The organism is Microcoleus sp. Pol12B4, assembly GCF_036701385.1.
Classification (GTDB): Bacteria; Cyanobacteriota; Cyanobacteriia; order Cyanobacteriales; family Microcoleaceae; genus Microcoleus.
Map to the genome: position 1 here is coordinate 1 of NZ_JAUBQR010000162.1, position 15,225 is coordinate 15,225.

Below are 15,225 nucleotides of genomic sequence, written 5' to 3' on the forward strand. Positions count from 1 at the left end.
AGCAAAGATGCTGGACGAGCCAAGAACTTCATCCGAGATACAGAAGAGAAGGTTAAGGAAACTGCCAAGACAAATGCTTCTAAAGTCGATCGAGCATCGGAGGATGGTAGTGTAGTAGAGCGCAAAGCTAAGAAAGATGCGGCCACAATTGAGAAAAGAGCATCGGAAGATTCAGCTCGGACTCAGAAAGCAGTAGATAATACCAAGAATGCTGTAGAGAGCGCTGTTGACAGCATCAAGGGTGTTTTTAGCAAGTAGACAATAAATTAAGTAGGTAAGCGCAAAAAAACAATAATATCTTGCAGGGGCTTGTAGGGGCGGCTTTAGGGCTTATCTACAGTAAGGGCGAGTCGATCGTTGCAGAACCCGCCCTCTCCCCAAGAAATGTTTATTTGTACTTACTTACTTGAAACTGAAAGATTGATGTACATTTACCAAGACCTATAGACGGCTCGTGTAAGCGACCCCAAGCCCTTGTTTAAAATTGCCGCAAAAAGCGCAAATCGCTAGCATAAACCCGGCGAATGTCGTCGATTTCATAAAGTACCATTGCGAACCGCTCGACACCAAAACCGGCCGCAAACCCAGTATATTTTTCTGGGTCTAAACCCACTCCTTTAAGAACATTAGGATCGACGGTTCCGCAGCCCAAAACTTCCAGCCATTTGCCGTTCCACTGCAAATCAACTTCAGCAGAAGGTTCTGTAAACGGAAAGTAACTCGTGCGGAAACGAATCGGCAAATCTTGCCCGAACATTTGCCACAAAAACTCTTTAATCGTGCCTTTCAAGTCAGTAAATGTCAGACCTTCATCAATTGCTAAAAGTTCAATTTGGTGGAAGACTGCTGCGTGAGTAGCATCGACAGTATCGCGGCGGTAAACGCGGCCGGGAGAGACAATCCGAATCGGCGGTTTGTGCTGTTCCATGTAGCGAATTTGCACTGATGATGTCTGAGTCCGCAGCAAGTCTCCGCCTGGTAGGTAAAATGTATCTTGCATATCCCGCGCCGGGTGGTCTGGCGGGGTGTTGAGCGCCTCAAAGTTGTAATAATCTGTTTCCATTTCCGGGCCGTTGGCGACGGTGTAGCCGAGGCCGACAAAGATATCGATAGCGCGGTCTATGACGGCGTTTAAGGGGTGAACGCGACCTTGGGGGCGAAAAATCCCCGGCATGGTGACATCGATGGTTTCTGAGGCTAATTTGGCTTGGATTTGGGCGGTTTGGAGGGCGGCGCGCTTGTCTTCTAAATCGGCTTGCAGGGCTTCTTTGACAGTATTGGCGATCGCACCTACTTTGGGCCGCTGGTCTGCCGACAGTTTGCCCATCATGCCTAAAATTTGAGAGAGTTGGCCTTTTTTGCCGAGGTAGCCGACGCGCAACTGTTCGAGTTGTTCGAGGGTATTGGCAGTGGCGATCGCACTTTTGGACTCTTGACCGAGGGTTTCTAGTTGAGTTTCAATGTCGCTTAGCTGGACAGTCATTTTGATTTTAGATTTTAGATTTTAGATTTTAGATTGATGGCAGTTTTGGGCCAAGTTGAGTTTAGCGCAATTTGGGCTCTACAGTCTTGTTGATTTTAGATTTTAGATTTTAGATTTTAGATTTTAGGTTTACGGATAATTTGTAATAGGTTATTGGATATTAGAGCGATCGCCCTAGTTGAATGTAGTTTAGTATTGTTATAAGGCCTCTAAAAATTTCAATGAAACTTTTAATTAGCAACGACGACGGCATCTTTGCACAAGGCATCCGCAGCCTCGCCAACGCTCTCGCCGCCGCTGGTCACGACGTGAGCGTAGTTTGTCCCGACAGAGAGCGCTCCGCTACCGGCCACGGCCTTACCCTGCACCAACCCATCCGCGCCGAAATTGTCGAATCTATTTTTGATCCCGCAGTCCAAGCTTGGGCCTGTTCGGGCACTCCCGCCGACTGCGTGAAACTCGCTTTGTGGGCTTTACTTGACAAACCGCCGGATTTTGTCCTTTCCGGTATCAACCACGGGCCCAATTTAGGCACGGATATCATCTGTTCGGGTACGGTTTCGGCAGCAATGGAAGGAATTATGGAAGGGATTCCCAGCATTGCTTTCAGCCTCGCCAGCTTTACTTCGCAGGAATTTGGGCCGGCGGTGGATTTCGCTGTCACCTTGCTGGCACAGTTGGAAAAACAGCCAATGGCCAAACCCATGCTGTTGAATGTCAACATACCAGCAGTCACACAAGCAGAAATTACCGGAGTTGCGATCGCACGTCAAGGCATTCGCCGCTATTTCGACATATTTCAAAAGCGCACCGATCCGCGCGGCAAAACTTATTATTGGCTGGCTGGGGAATTGTTAGAAGATGTAGAAGAAAGCGCCGATTCGGCGGTGCCGCATGATATTCCTACAGACGTACAAGCTATTCGCGACAACAGAATAACCGTAACTCCCTTGCAATATAATCTCACCTGTGCTCCGGACTTGCACTCGTTGCGGGATTGGCAATTTGAAGGTTTCCCCAAGCAGTGAGCTCCGATCGACCCGATTGGAGCGGTAAACTAGGAATTAAGGAAAAGTGCCTCTCAAGGTCTATACCTTAAGCGTTAACACAGGCTCCCAATTACTTGTTAGTTTTTTTTAATCAAGAAAAACAGTTATGAACGCTCCCACCTATAACACTCATTCTGTCACTTGCCCGATCTGCAACCGTTCCAGCGTCGTAGGTCCAGTCGGGATGGTAAGTGGACTATTCACTTGTCCCCACTGCCATTCTCATATGGTAATTAGCTGGAGCGGTCATTTTGTGCGCGATCCTTTTAGTCTCAAACAACTGACGGTGGGAAAGATGCTCAGGCGCGAGAGCAGACCGTTAGCTCGCCTTCAGCGGGATTTTGGTCTGGGTAAGCCTTTTCCGCTGATTGCAATTTTGGGCAGTGTGGTCTTTTTCGGGTGTGCGCTAGCCGCTACGGAACAATCGCTACCCCGACAGAATTCACTTCAAGGATTTTTAGAGTGGGTGAGCGGAACTGGTAATTCCCAAGATGTCTCACGTTAACATTTCTTAAAAAAGATTGTGACAGATACTGCGTGCAAATATCTATTCCTTTAGGTAGAAATCACACTATTTTAGCAATTGCATCCATCTTAAGCTATGGGTAAGCACTTAGATGCCGTGTCCTTCTTCCTGTGTCCAAAAACGTCAAAGCCCCAGTCAGGCAGGGGTTAAAACCCCTGCCTGAAAGCTCAAGTCTGGTGGGCTTAAGTCTCACGAGGGTGTTTCGGATTAAGTTGACAAATATCACATCGCTCAATTTAGAAACTCAGCAATTTTTCTAACTGCTGCTTCCAAAATTGCTGGCGACTCGACTAAGGCAAATCGCACGTAGCCTTCTCCTGATTTCCCGAAACCTGCACCGGGGGAAGCTGCGACTCCTGCACTCTGTACTAACTGAGTGCAAAATTTTACGGAATCTTGGGCCCAAGGTTCCGGCAGTTTCGCCCAGACGTACATGGTGGCGGGGGGTACAGGCACTTGCCAGCCGATGCCCTGTAGCGCGTTTACAAAGGCATCCCGCCGTTTTCTGAAGGTTTCTACGCTGGTTCTGACGGTATCTTGAGGGCCGGTTAATGCGGAGATCGCTCCGTTCAAAATCCCTCGGTATTGGTTGAAGTCCACTGCGGCTTTTACCTGACGCAGCGCTGCAATTAGTTCGGAATTGCCGATCGCATATCCGACCCGAAAACCTCCCATACTGTAGGATTTGGATAGTGTAAAAAACTCGATCGCCACACTCTTATCTCGATCCGCCTGAAAGATGGACGGCGCCATCAATTTTCGATATTCTTCCTCGTTACCAGACTCTGCCTCTATGAGAGAATTGCGATCGTCAAACACCAAATCCACATAAGGGAAATCGTGAACTAAAACCAGCCGGTGTTCGCGACAAAAAGCCACGGCTTTCTCAAAAAAAGCAACCGGGGCGATCGCAGTTGTAGGATTGTGAGGATAGCTCAAAACCATCATCTTCGACTCAGCCAACACTGCTGTGGGAATATCTTCAAATATCGGCAAAAACGCATTTTCTGCTAATATCGGCATCGGATAAATTTGACCGCCGGCTAAATGCACACCGCCCGCGTGGGAAGGATAGCCCGGATCGAGCAACAAAGCAAAATCTCCAGGGTTAAGTACAGCTAAAGGCATATGCGCCGTGCCTTCTTGGGAACCGATTAACGGCAGCACTTCTGTTTCTGGATTGACTGCAATCCCAAATTTTTGCTTGTACCAAATAGCTGCTGCTTCCCGAAAATCTCTTGTGCCGTTAAATAGCAAATAGCCGTGAGTGCTGGTGTCGGACAGAGAATGGGCGATCGCATCTGTAATGTGAGCAGCCGCCGGCAAATCCGAAGAACCCAGAGACAAGTCAATCACATTTTGCCCCGCTGCTCTAGCTTGAGCTTTTGCCCGATCCATATCGGCAAATACATTAAATTGCAGTGGCTCTAAACGTTTAGCAAATTGCATATTTTCTGTAATTTTGGGAGATAGTGAAGCTTTTTATATTGGGTAAATTATTATTTATTTTTATCTTGCATTTTTATTGGCTTTGTAAAAGTTTTTACTAACCACAGAGAGCACAGAGGGCGCAGAGTCAGAGAGGAACATTGAGGAGAAAAGAGAGATGTAAAAAAAATTGCGATAGCTATAATTATAAGTTGGGAGTTGGAAACTCCCGAATCATATCCAAACTTTATAAGTGAGCGTCGAGCAAACCGACCAAAGTTTGTTTAGTAATAGCGCCCTCGTGAGAAAGCACTACTTCGGCATTTTTAAACAGCCTGAGAGCTGGGACTCCTTCTACTTTATACTGCTTGACAGTATTAGGATTGGGGTCAATTTCCATTTTAACGACTTTCAGGCGATCGCTGTAGTTGGCCGCCACCCAGTCTACCGAAGGCGCGATCAGTTTGCAAGGCCCGCACCAACTCGCCCAAAAATAGGCAAGCACTGGTTGCTCTGCTTTCAGCACTTCTGTTTCAAATTTTTCGTCGTTAATGACAATTACACTGTTGCTCATGGTTCTGCGATTATTTTTTCTATTTATTTCTACAGCATCGGCTCTGTAAAATTTACACAAACTTAGAAAACCGGCTCAAAAGACTGTTACTAAGTTTAAAACATTCTGCGAATTATTGAGTGCAAACTCAGGACTGGGGACTGATGGCTAATTCTGTATGGCGTTTAATTCCACTGTTGTCGGCGCCTGGTAGGGTGCAGATGGCGATCGACCAATGGCTGCTGGAACAGCATCTAGCGGGCAAAAATCCGCCAACTCTGCGATTTTATACTTGGCAACCGGTGGCGATTTCCTTGGGCTACCACCAGCGCAGGTGGCCGGAGTTTTGGCAGCATTTGTCTTGGCAGGGAATGGCTGTGGAGTTGGTGAGGAGGCCCAGCGGCGGGCGCGCCGTACTTCACCAAGGGGATTTAACTTATGCAGTTGTGGGGTCGGGATTTGGAAGCAGCCGTATGAAAGCTTATCAGGCTATTTGCGAGTTTTTGATTGAGGGTTGGAGGGCGATGGGTTTGGATTTGCAGTACGGGGAAGCTGGAAGGGGCTATATTCACAATCCGAATTGTTTTGGTACTGCCACAGGTGCGGATTTAATTACACTTGATGGTTGCAAGTTAATTGGTAGTGCGCAATTGCGACGGGGTGATGCTATTTTGCAGCACGGTTCGATGCGTTTGCAGCCGGATGTTAAATTGTTTTCTCAAGTGTTTGGGGAGGAATTAATTCCTGTGAAATTACCTCTATCTGAAGGAGGGGATAATTTGATTGCAACTGTAATTGATGTTGTGAGTGCGGCAGCTTGTCGGTGTTTTGCAATTGATTTGAAAGTGCAGGCACTTTCGGATCGGGAATGGGAGGATATTTTGCAATTAACAAGTAATAAGCTGTTTGACATTTAATCTGCATATTTGGCGGCGGACTTTCCGGCAGCCTTTTCTCAACAGCCATCTTGGCTGTTATACAATAAAAATTATTTGTTGGGTGACTGCCATATTGGCTGTTACTAATACAAGTTAAAAACTGGTACACTTATTGTATTAAAACTTTTCTGGCTCGTTGCTGTAACGCCACCAGAAAAGTTAAATTTAAATGCAGTACAGCTTAGGGTTGTGGCTCAATTTGAACGATCGGCTCTTGGGCAATTTTGCCCAATGTCACTGAATCCAGCAAGCTTTCCCAATCAGCAGCTAATTCTGTATCGTTAGGATTGGCTTGGCGAGCGGCAGCTAAGGTGCTGAGGGCATCTTGCCAAATCCCATTTTCAGCATAAATAACGGTTTTCTGGCGCGGATCTGCCTGATCTAATTGACGGCGGATATCTGCACTGATTTCAACTCGCCGTACAGTACCGCTTTCGATCTGATCGCTCGATCGGTCTTGAGAGTCGCAAATCACTGTCAAATTCCAACGGTAACTTTTGCCTACTTCCAAGGGTGGCACATTTTGGTTAGCGGGGATATTAACGCCGATCACCCCTGATAAATTTCTAATTGTGACATCCTGTTTATAAATCTGGTTGCCGCTTTCATCTTCTAGGGTAAATGTGGCTAATTCTGCCTCTGTTTGAGGCAAGTAGAAAAAGAAAGTTGGATAGTCGGAAACAGTCCGTCCCAGCTTATTTTTAGGCACTAAGGCTGTGAGACCTTGCTGACTAATGCTCGCGCAGCCACCGCGTATAGGCCGTCTCGGTTGAGTGGGGGGGCGATCGTCGATATCTTCACGGGGCTGAATGAAGCGCGGTCCTCCCGATTCAGTGGATGGCTTGCCATCTGTGCTTGGAGTTGGCGGACCGAAGCGCGGCCCTCCCGATTCAGTGCCTGGCTTGCCCGGCTCCCTTGGTATTGGCTGTCCCAGACCTGCAAATTGGCAAGCGTTAAATGCTCCTATTAATATGGAAACAAATGCGAGCAAATTTAGCCAAAAATTAGTCATTTTTTTCATAGGAGTTCCCTGAATTTTTAAAGTTATTTTGTCTCTTTTTACTTTCCCGGTCTTGCTTCTCCCAAGACGCGGTAGACATTAACTTTTTGTTCCCTGCCTTTTAATGGTAAAGCTCCCCAAGATTCTACTTCAAATTTGTCGGCCAGATGCAGAAAGGTTTCTTCTGCAATCAATATCCGGCAAGTGTCGTCTTGCCGATCCTTTTCACAGCTTTCGAGCCGAGAGGCAATATTTACGCTGTCGCCGATCACTCCATATTCTAAACGGGTTGAGCCTCCCAGACTACCCACCATCACAGGCCCAGTAAAGATGCCTACTCGCATTTTTGCGGACGGCAAACCCCGATCGAGCCAATTTTGATTCATTTGTGGCAAGCGGGAACTGATCGCTAGAGCGCAAGATACGGCGCAGCGAGCATCTTCTGCTATTTCTTCGGGAGTTGTGCGGGGAATGGGTACGCCAAATACTGCCAGCATTCCATCTCCGGTAAATTTATTAATCACGCCTTGATGTTCTTGGACTTCTTGGGCCATTGCTGATAAATACTCATTTAACCAACTCATTACTACTTCTGGCGGTAGTTTTTCGCAGATTGTACTAAAACCCTGCACGTCGGTGAGGACGATCGTTGCAGTAACTTTTTGCCCTGGCAATAACCCTGATTCGAGCAGATGGACGCGCTCTTTCCACAGGGCATTTGCGATCGCGGGTGAAGTTTGTTGTCCTAATAACTTCATCACAATCCCTTCCTGTTGCCTCGACTGCTCGTACTTATAGGTAACTGCAACTGCTGCGGTGATTAAAAGTGCCAGGGTAGGGGCCATTAGAGGTATCCACGCCTGTTGCATGAAGAGGAAAAAGGTGAATCCGAATAATGAACCGCAAGCTGCGATCGCACTTCCCATCAAATTCAGGGATTTTTCTAGCCGCCAAGCTAAACAGCCGCCCACTGCACTCCAAACAGCGATCCAGAGAATTTCTTGCCATTCGTCCCAATACCAAAATAGCCCTTTGCCGTCTAAAGCTGCACTGAGAATTTGGCTGGTGGCAGTGGCGTGAATTAATACCCCAGGCATCAGGCGGTTTCCGCTGGCAGTAGCGCTGTAAGGGCTGGAGAATAAATCTTTGACAGTTCGGGCTGTAACGCCTATTAGCACTATTTTACCCTTCACCAATTTAGGATCAACTTTTTGCTCCAAAACTTGAGTTAGTGTCACGCTCTTTGCTATATTTTCAGCAGATCGGTAATTGAGTAACACTTGATAGCCTTGGGCATTAATGTTTTGATAACCTCCTGAGTCCGATTGCAATTTGGAAAATACTGTTTTATTAGCCTGAATTTCTTGTTTTTCTGTCAATTTAGAATCTATTTTTTGGCTATCCAAATATGCAAAAGCTAGCCGCATTGACAATGAAGTATGTGTAGTTTTACCATCGCCAGCAAACATCAAATTTCGACGCACTCTACCATCGGGATCTAGGACTAAATCGTTAAATCCTACCCGTTCTTTTTGTATATTGGGAGGTGGCGGAGCTCGATCGTACTCTGAGTTACCGATGAAGGTAATGGGAAATACTTTGGGGTTTTTCAGTTGAGTTGCTAATTCTGCATTTCCCGGTTCGTAGGGAGTAGGGCGAATTATATCTATGCCAATAGCTGTGGGTTCAAGACGAGCTATTTCTGCGATCGCTTTTGCTAAAGTGCGATCTGAAATTGGCCATTTTTCAATAATATTAATGTCCTGATCGGTGATTGTTACTACCAGCAACCTAGGGTCAGGACCCGCATCAGGACGCAACTGCACCATCACGTCGAAAGCATTTAATTCCAGTGGTTGCAACCAGCCTAAATGCCGCACTCCTAATAGAGCTCCTGTCACGGTAATGCAGATAATAGTAAGAGGTTGCAAGTCAAGGAAGGGGAAGGAATGAGTTAAGTTTTTCCAACTCCAGCCTTTATCCTTCAACTGACGATGAAATTGATGAAAGAATTTGGGCATATTGATAATTATTTTTTCAACTCTCCTTGAAAAAATGCACCCCATCTTAAATTGCCAAATTTTTAATTTTCCTGTGCGGTTTTGGCGATCGCACTTAACTGCAATCCCTGCGGATAGCTGTTTTCTTCTTTGCTGCGCTTGATGTCGGCGATTGAAATCTGGGGTTTGAGGTATTTTGCCAAAACTTTAACCACGTCACCCCGATCGATCGTCCCCGCTACTGAACCAATCGGCGAGAGGACGATGATTCGGGGGAGTTGACGGGCTTCCATGCTGTTAATTACTTCTGCGATGGATGCTTTTTCGGAAACTGTGGGGGTTTTTCCCAGGGGTTTCAAAATGTTGTGCAAAGTCTGAACTTGCCATTGACTGCGTTCTGTGAAGCGGATATCGTCGATCGACACTAACCCCAAATCCCGACCGTTTGTCGCAGCAATGTAAAATGGAAACGGATTGACTTCTAACAAATAGCGATCGGCAAATTCTCGCAGAGTCAAATCTGCATCTACAACTCGAAACTCGCGACTCATCGCATCGCTGGCTTTAATTTTGAGCAGGGCTTCTTGCAGCGAAGTAACTTGGCTATAAGCAGTGGCATTGCGAATGCCAAACCAGCCGATCAGCGCAATCCACAAGCCGCCGTACTCGCGCGCTAAAAAGCATAAACTCAGCCCCAAAGCAACAGCCAGCCAACCTAAAACTTGTCCTGTTTTTGCCGCCCAGCGAACGCCGGCAAATCGAGAGCCGGTGATTTTCCAAATGGCTGCTTTTAAAACTTGTCCTCCATCCAAAGGCAGACCGGGAATTAAGTTAAATAATCCCAAAACGAGATTGATTAGTGCTACCCTTTCGGTGACAATTGCTAGCAAACTTCTCGGAGGAAGAACTTGAGAACCCAAACCGAGGATTAAAAACAGCGCAAAGCTGACTAGAGGGCCGGCAATGGCTACTTGAAAAGCTTGACCGGGAGTTTTTGATTCCGAGTCGATCGAAGCTACTCCGCCAAATAAGAATAAGGTAATAGAATTAACTTTAATGCCTTGCGATATCGCCGCCAAGCTGTGTCCTAGTTCGTGCAAGAGCACGGAAGCAAACAGTAGCAGAGCTATTGCTAACCCCGCACTCCAGGAGAGCGTAGGCCCCCACACGCGGTAACTGCTGGCGTATTCGCGGGTTGCTAAGGCTAAAATTATAAACCACGAATAATCTATAAGTAGGGGGATGCCAAATAAAGAGCCGATTCGCCAACCTGTCTGCATGAAGTTTCCTGGGAAAGGAGAGCAAGAAAGAGTTTCTATTATATCTTTTCTACCCCTTGCCTTTGCCTTTCCCCTGATTTTTACAGAACTCCGGCGTTACCCAAGCCCAAGATTACTCCGGCTCCGAGCAAGTGGCCGAAGCTGGCTGTTGCCAGCAATTCTGGTACGCCGAAGCCTTTGAACATTCCAGGGAGTGCAACGGGTAAAGCTGGGCCCTTGCCTCGGTTTTGCTTGGAGATCCCGTAGTAGCCGATCGTGATCGCCAGCAAATTACATAAAATCATTGTCAGCCCTACCAGTGGCGACCACTCCGGTGTTGAGGGAGCGGTAGATTGTACGGCTAACAGCAAAGATGAGGTGATCATGTTCTTATCTCCTGATTTCACAGATAAATTGATTTCCAAGATTATAAAAAGCGGTTTGCATTAAACTAAGATTTGTTTTAATAGTTAACAATTCGTTGATATTTTGATACAACTGCGGAACCGAGGAGGAAGAGTGCGGGTTAAAATTTGCGGAATCACTAAATTAGACCAAGGAATTGCGATCGCCCGCTTGGGAGCCCAAGCTTTGGGGTTTATCTGTGTGCCGGCTTCCCCGCGCTATGTCAGCCCAGAAACAATTCGCCTGATTGTCGAGCAGTTGCCGGAAAATGTCGATCGCATCGGCGTTTTTGCCAACACCACCATAGAAAATATCTGTCAAGTAGCGGCAGAGTCAAATTTAAGCGGGGTGCAGTTACACGGAGATGAAACAGCGGAATATTGCGATCGACTGCGGGAGTTTTTGCCGGGAATTGAAATTATCAAAGCCCTGAGAGTTAAGACTCCTGAAACTTTAGCCACCGCTGCTGTTTATGCTGTTCGTGTCGATACTTTACTGCTCGATGCTTACCACCCAGAGCAATTGGGTGGTACTGGTAAAACGATCGACTGGATGATGTTATCAGAGTTTAGACCGCAGTGTCCTTGGCTGTTGGCGGGCGGTTTAACACCTGATAATATTTTAAATGCAATTGATAGGGCGATCGGCAATAACTTCAGCGGTGTTGACCTTTCTAGCGGCGTAGAAATAGCGCCTGGAGATAAAGATTTGACCAAAGTTTCTCAGTTGTTTGCTAATTTAAGTCAACTTGCTCATCATTGATAAATTGGCAATACCAAGTTCGCGCTTTTTATCGGATTTATTCTTTAGTCTGCTTGGGCGAAGCCTGCCGTAGACTAGGCAGACTTCGTTTGTATAGTAGCGGTTTCAACCGCAGTTTATTTCCTTTATTGTTTTATCGGCGGATCTCAAAAGTGCGCTCGCCCTCCGGGTCTTCGTATTCCAAAACCAACTCACTAACCGTAGCACCGGTGGGGCCGCGGCGGCACCAACTAATCATTCCTTCCACAGCTTGTTTGGATCCTTCCAAGACAGCCTCGACGCGCCCATCGGGGAGATTTCTTACCCAGCCGCCCAGGCCGAAATACTTTGCTTTATTCCTCGTTGAATATCGGTATCCTACTCCTTGAACTAATCCGGAAACAAAAACGCGGACTCTGACGGGCGGCAATGATTGGTTTTGCATAATAAACGGCTCAACTTACTACTAACATCTGTGTGAAAATTTTAAGGATCAGTTTGATTATGTTAAATTTTAGTGCGATTCCCTTCGGGATAGCTCCGCTTCCAGTCCTGCCGGGACTCCTGATACGCCGCGTTACCCTGGCTTTTTCAACTATTCCCGATTTCACTGATTGGCTGGTTGCAGCTATGCTCGCGCTGGTTTACACTTTAATCGCTCTTTCCGTGGGTTTTTGGTCGGGATTTCTGAAAGTAGACGTGCAAACCTCTCGGCGTACAATTGTGGGAGTGCTTCTTGGCTGTTTGTTAAGTCCGGGCATCACCGAGGAATTACTGTTCCGCGTGTTAATGCTGCCACACCCGTTCGAGAAGGCTTCTGGGTTAATGCTGTGGTTTTGGGGATGCGCGAGTTTGGCGACTTTTGTAGTTTACCACCCGCTGAACGCGCTTACTTTTTACCCTGTTGGTCGATCGACCTTTATGAATCCAGTATTTTTGCTACTGGCTGCAATTTTGGGAGTTGCGTGCTCTATCGCATACCTGCAAAGCGGTTCTATCTGGCCTGCGGTGGCAGTTCACTGGCTGGCAGTGACAGCCTGGCTGTTGCTACTGGGCGGTTACAGGAGGCTCTATGGTTAAATGTAAAAAGTCCAGCATCACTATTTTGTCGGGAGGATGTCAGTTGTGGTTATCATAGGAGCGATCGTAGGTTTTTTGGCAGGGGTAGCAGTTGCTTACTGGTTAGTGGAAAAGCGCTTAAAGAAGCAAAAGCAAGAATACTTGCAGCAAACTCGCAGAATTAGTGAGGAAATAGAATTAGCTCAGATGTCTCGGGTGCAACAAGCTGTCGAATCTCAGCAAGGAGAACGGGAAAATCAGCTTAGAAAAGCTACTATCGAACACGAAAATTTACTCAGACAAATTACTACCCAATACGAAAATCAGCTCCAACAAGTTGCGGCTCAATACGAAAATCAGCTCCAACAAGTTCGGGCAGAACGCGACAGTCAGCTCCAACAAGTTTTGGCAGAACGCGACAGTCAGCTCCAACCACTTACCAGCGTAGATGAACACGAGCTGCGGCGACAAATCAGCGAGGAAATAGAAGCCGCTAACAATGCTAGAATGCAGCAAAATATCCAATCTTTGCAAGCAGAACACGAACATCATTTACTTAGAGTTGCTGACGAATTGCATCTAAATTATCAAGCTCAGATGGAGCAACATTTGCAAAACTTGCAAAATGAACACGAAATTCGATTGAGGCAAATTGCCGAGGAATATGAGAACCGCGAGGTTGAGATGCAGTTAAATATGGAGGCTTTGCAAGAGCAATACAAGAGTCAGTTGCAAGCGGCTCACGAGCAGTTGAGAGAGCACGAAGCTCAGATGCAAGCTACTATCAGGTCTTTGCAAGATCAGTACGAAAGTAATGTACAACAACAAGAAGTCCCGGAGCAGCCGTTCAGTCAGTTAAATTCAACAGAATTTGCCGAAGGTTTATCACAAGAAGAAGTTTGGCAGGAACTGTCAAGTGAGTTAAATCAAACAGAAGTTGAAGAAGAGTTAAATTACACAGATTTTTCGGAACCACAACCAATTGATTTACATCAACCAGCAGTCGAACAACAGCTTCCAATTACCAGACAAGCACCAAGCTATTCCCTACCGCAGTTGATGGGATGTGTTCAAAGTCAGGACAAAGAAACCCGCAAGTTTGCAGCGTCTGCTTTAGGTAAAATGGCTGCTGCTAATGCTCTGAGATCCGAAGGTCAGCGAGCAATAGAAACCTTGGGAAAGTTAGCTCAAGATATTCACCCGGAGGTGCGTGAAGCTGCTGTGGAAGCACTAGCAATGATTAAGTCTGAAAAAGTAATTCCGCTGCTACAAAAAGCTTTGCGAGATATAGATAGCGGTGTGGCTAAATCGGCAAGTGCTGCGCTCAATAAGTTTAAGTTTTATCCGCGCACTCCAGCGGCTAAGCCGAAAACTGTTGATCTGAAGAAACCAAAGCGTTAAGCATTTACGAGCATAAATAAATATAGCAATTGTCAATTGCCTACAACACAGTAGGGATACAACATTGTTGTGTCCTTACCGAGGTGCTGTATAGCACTCAATTTCGATCGACAACTCGCCCAATCAGACGCAGCAATTACCGACACCCCGCCAGCCGAGGCCGGTAGGTTTGATGATACCCTGCCAACTGCTTTGGCGGCAATTGAGTCGCCCAAAATCTGTTTAAGATTGTGGTTTAACTGATCTGTTGCACTATTCTTAAAAACGTTGCTTTGTACCGAGTATAAATTTGAGATCGCCGGAGTCGCTAACAGCCATATCTAAGCGAATTAATCCAAAGGACGATCGCACCCTCACACCTACCCCAACACCCGCCCCAGTCCCCGGTTTGTCCCTGACTACCGCCGGTTTCCCGAGTACACTATCTCCCGTTCCCAAATCCGACGCAAAATCAACAAATATTACGCCGCCGACATCCTGACCCACTGGAAACCGATATTCACCCGAAGCCAAAAAATAACTCCGGGCACTGCCAATATCCCCGCCGTCGTAACCTCGCACAGAATTGCGGCCGCCCAGGCGAAAAGCTTCCGTTGGTGGCAAATCCCCGATTACCGTCCCCGCTTGCAAGTTAAAAGCCAGCATTTCGGGCAAGGCTTCGGACTCGCTGATGCCCAACAAAGTTAGTGGTACATACTGTATATAATTCGCTAACAGCCTGTTACTCACAATGTTTCCTCGCCCCAGAGGTATCGACTGCTCGGTGCTGAGGCTGAGAATCGAGCCTCTGGTGGGATTGAAGGGATTGTCCCGCCGATCGAGCACCGCACCAAAAGAAACAGTGTATAACTCGTCAACGCCGCTGCCACTGAATGTGAGAGGATTGCCGAGTTCGTCGCGGCGGGCGATCTTTAAGTTGCGATCGCGCGTACTGATATTTGTATAATTCAGTCCCAAAGTCGATTGCCAATCGCCCAAAGGTCTGGTAAACCTGAGATTTCCCCCCATCCGAATTTCCCGTACCCGGTGCCCGTTGGGCAAATCAATATCTTTGTTGAAAATTTCGGAGATTCTGCGATCGCCAAAAGCTCTCACACTGTATCCCAAACGGTCTTCGGCTGCAACGTAAGGGCTGACAAACTGGACATCGTACTGGATACCTCGGAGGCTGGGCTGAAGATCCAGCGCCAGCCGCTGCGGGTTTGTGCCGAAAGTTCGATCGGTATATGAAAGAGGAACAGCAACGCCAACATCATCACTAAGACTGGCACTGACGCTAAAAGAGCGAGCCGATCGCTCTTGAACGTTGTAGATTACATTAACATCCGTGCCAACTTCTTCAATCGAAACCGTAACCTTGTCAAACAATCCCAATTGCTGCAA

General features: G+C 46.9%; 15 protein-coding genes and 1 pseudogene. 7 read left to right on the forward strand and 9 right to left on the reverse strand.

Annotation, left to right across the window (positions count from 1 at the left end; genetic code table 11):
• Nucleotides 1–258 (forward strand): annotated as a pseudogene (locus QUA38_RS20470) (hypothetical protein); the annotation flags it as partial.
• Between the two features lie 220 nt (nt 259–478).
• On the opposite strand, the gene pheS reads toward QUA38_RS20470, so the two are convergent.
• Entirely contained in the window at nt 479–1,483 is a 1,005-nt protein-coding gene (gene pheS / locus QUA38_RS20475) for a phenylalanine--tRNA ligase subunit alpha (RefSeq protein WP_333164940.1), read from the reverse strand.
• Between the two features lie 221 nt (nt 1,484–1,704).
• Between pheS and surE the strand changes: the two genes are divergently transcribed.
• Nucleotides 1,705–2,511: a 5'/3'-nucleotidase SurE gene (gene surE, locus QUA38_RS20480; RefSeq protein ID WP_333164942.1), complete on the forward strand. Its 807-nt coding sequence runs from the start codon at nt 1,705–1,707 to the stop codon at nt 2,509–2,511.
• A 127-nt stretch (nt 2,512–2,638) separates the two neighbouring features.
• Nucleotides 2,639–3,037 carry a hypothetical protein gene (locus QUA38_RS20485; protein ID WP_333070462.1) on the forward strand — a complete coding sequence of 133 codons (399 nt, stop codon included), beginning with the start codon at nt 2,639–2,641 and terminating at the stop codon, nt 3,035–3,037.
• A gap of 252 nt (nt 3,038–3,289) precedes the next feature.
• Here QUA38_RS20485 and QUA38_RS20490 read toward each other — a convergent pair whose 3' ends face one another.
• Nucleotides 3,290–4,507 (reverse strand): LL-diaminopimelate aminotransferase, encoded by a 1,218-nt coding sequence (locus QUA38_RS20490; RefSeq protein WP_333164944.1) that lies wholly within the window; start codon nt 4,505–4,507, stop codon nt 3,290–3,292.
• Between the two features lie 226 nt (nt 4,508–4,733).
• A complete protein-coding gene (locus QUA38_RS20495) occupies nt 4,734–5,060 on the reverse strand; it encodes a thioredoxin family protein (RefSeq protein ID WP_015177073.1) in 327 nt (108 codons plus the stop codon).
• Nucleotides 5,061–5,203: 143 nt separating this feature from the next.
• On the opposite strand from QUA38_RS20495, the gene QUA38_RS20500 reads away from it, so the two are divergent.
• Nucleotides 5,204–5,956 (forward strand): biotin/lipoate A/B protein ligase family protein, encoded by a 753-nt coding sequence (locus tag QUA38_RS20500; RefSeq protein ID WP_333164946.1) that lies wholly within the window; start codon nt 5,204–5,206, stop codon nt 5,954–5,956.
• Between the two features lie 202 nt (nt 5,957–6,158).
• On the opposite strand, the gene QUA38_RS20505 is transcribed toward QUA38_RS20500, so the two are convergent.
• The 4 genes from QUA38_RS20505 to psaK form a co-directional block, all read right to left on the reverse strand.
• The gene (locus QUA38_RS20505; RefSeq protein WP_333164949.1) at nt 6,159–6,989 is read right to left on the reverse strand and encodes a DUF928 domain-containing protein; all 831 of its coding nucleotides are present in this window, start codon (nt 6,987–6,989) and stop codon (nt 6,159–6,161) included.
• A gap of 47 nt (nt 6,990–7,036) precedes the next feature.
• Nucleotides 7,037–8,998, reverse strand: coding sequence for an adenylate/guanylate cyclase domain-containing protein (locus tag QUA38_RS20510; RefSeq protein ID WP_333164950.1), 1,962 nt, complete (start codon nt 8,996–8,998; stop codon nt 7,037–7,039).
• Between the two features lie 62 nt (nt 8,999–9,060).
• Entirely contained in the window at nt 9,061–10,257 is a 1,197-nt protein-coding gene (locus tag QUA38_RS20515) for a site-2 protease family protein (RefSeq protein ID WP_333164952.1), read from the reverse strand.
• Between the two features lie 80 nt (nt 10,258–10,337).
• On the reverse strand, nt 10,338–10,622 hold the full coding sequence (psaK, locus tag QUA38_RS20520; protein ID WP_333040629.1) for a photosystem I reaction center subunit PsaK: 285 nt from the start codon (nt 10,620–10,622) through the stop codon (nt 10,338–10,340).
• A 133-nt stretch (nt 10,623–10,755) separates the two neighbouring features.
• Here psaK and QUA38_RS20525 point away from each other — a divergent pair, with 133 nt between their 5' ends.
• Nucleotides 10,756–11,403, forward strand: coding sequence for a phosphoribosylanthranilate isomerase (locus tag QUA38_RS20525; RefSeq protein WP_333164954.1), 648 nt, complete (start codon nt 10,756–10,758; stop codon nt 11,401–11,403).
• 133 nt (nt 11,404–11,536) lie between these two features.
• Here the strand turns inward: QUA38_RS20525 and QUA38_RS20530 are convergent, their stop codons facing one another.
• Nucleotides 11,537–11,827, reverse strand: coding sequence for an acylphosphatase (locus QUA38_RS20530; RefSeq protein WP_333164957.1), 291 nt, complete (start codon nt 11,825–11,827; stop codon nt 11,537–11,539).
• Nucleotides 11,828–11,886: 59 nt separating this feature from the next.
• Here QUA38_RS20530 and QUA38_RS20535 point away from each other — a divergent pair, with 59 nt between their 5' ends.
• Together QUA38_RS20535 and QUA38_RS20540 are read left to right on the forward strand one after the other, a co-directional pair.
• Nucleotides 11,887–12,462: a CPBP family glutamic-type intramembrane protease gene (locus QUA38_RS20535; RefSeq protein ID WP_333099473.1), complete on the forward strand. Its 576-nt coding sequence runs from the start codon at nt 11,887–11,889 to the stop codon at nt 12,460–12,462.
• Between the two features lie 36 nt (nt 12,463–12,498).
• A complete protein-coding gene (locus QUA38_RS20540) occupies nt 12,499–13,842 on the forward strand; it encodes a HEAT repeat domain-containing protein (RefSeq protein ID WP_333164959.1) in 1,344 nt (447 codons plus the stop codon).
• A gap of 258 nt (nt 13,843–14,100) precedes the next feature.
• Here QUA38_RS20540 and QUA38_RS20545 read toward each other — a convergent pair.
• On the reverse strand, nt 14,101–15,225 hold a 1,125-nt coding region (locus QUA38_RS20545; RefSeq protein WP_333164961.1), incomplete at its 5' end, for a BamA/TamA family outer membrane protein.

Excerpts from the sequence above, each read along its gene's own strand:
- QUA38_RS20485 (WP_333070462.1), top strand. The coding sequence starts at position 2,639 with ATGAACGCTCCCACCTATAACACTCATTCTGTCACTTGCCCGATCTGC.
- QUA38_RS20515 (WP_333164952.1), bottom strand. The coding sequence starts at position 10,257 with ATGCAGACAGGTTGGCGAATCGGCTCTTTATTTGGCATCCCCCTACTT.
- pheS (WP_333164940.1), bottom strand. The coding sequence starts at position 1,483 with ATGACTGTCCAGCTAAGCGACATTGAAACTCAACTAGAAACCCTCGGT.
- QUA38_RS20530 (WP_333164957.1), bottom strand. The coding sequence starts at position 11,827 with ATGCAAAACCAATCATTGCCGCCCGTCAGAGTCCGCGTTTTTGTTTCC.
- QUA38_RS20495 (WP_015177073.1), bottom strand. The coding sequence starts at position 5,060 with ATGAGCAACAGTGTAATTGTCATTAACGACGAAAAATTTGAAACAGAA.
- psaK (WP_333040629.1), bottom strand. The coding sequence starts at position 10,622 with ATGATCACCTCATCTTTGCTGTTAGCCGTACAATCTACCGCTCCCTCA.
- QUA38_RS20535 (WP_333099473.1), top strand. The coding sequence starts at position 11,887 with ATGTTAAATTTTAGTGCGATTCCCTTCGGGATAGCTCCGCTTCCAGTC.
- QUA38_RS20510 (WP_333164950.1), bottom strand. The coding sequence starts at position 8,998 with ATGCCCAAATTCTTTCATCAATTTCATCGTCAGTTGAAGGATAAAGGC.
- QUA38_RS20500 (WP_333164946.1), top strand. The coding sequence starts at position 5,204 with ATGGCTAATTCTGTATGGCGTTTAATTCCACTGTTGTCGGCGCCTGGT.
- QUA38_RS20490 (WP_333164944.1), bottom strand. The coding sequence starts at position 4,507 with ATGCAATTTGCTAAACGTTTAGAGCCACTGCAATTTAATGTATTTGCC.
- QUA38_RS20505 (WP_333164949.1), bottom strand. The coding sequence starts at position 6,989 with ATGACTAATTTTTGGCTAAATTTGCTCGCATTTGTTTCCATATTAATA.
- surE (WP_333164942.1), top strand. The coding sequence starts at position 1,705 with ATGAAACTTTTAATTAGCAACGACGACGGCATCTTTGCACAAGGCATC.
- QUA38_RS20540 (WP_333164959.1), top strand. The coding sequence starts at position 12,499 with ATGTCAGTTGTGGTTATCATAGGAGCGATCGTAGGTTTTTTGGCAGGG.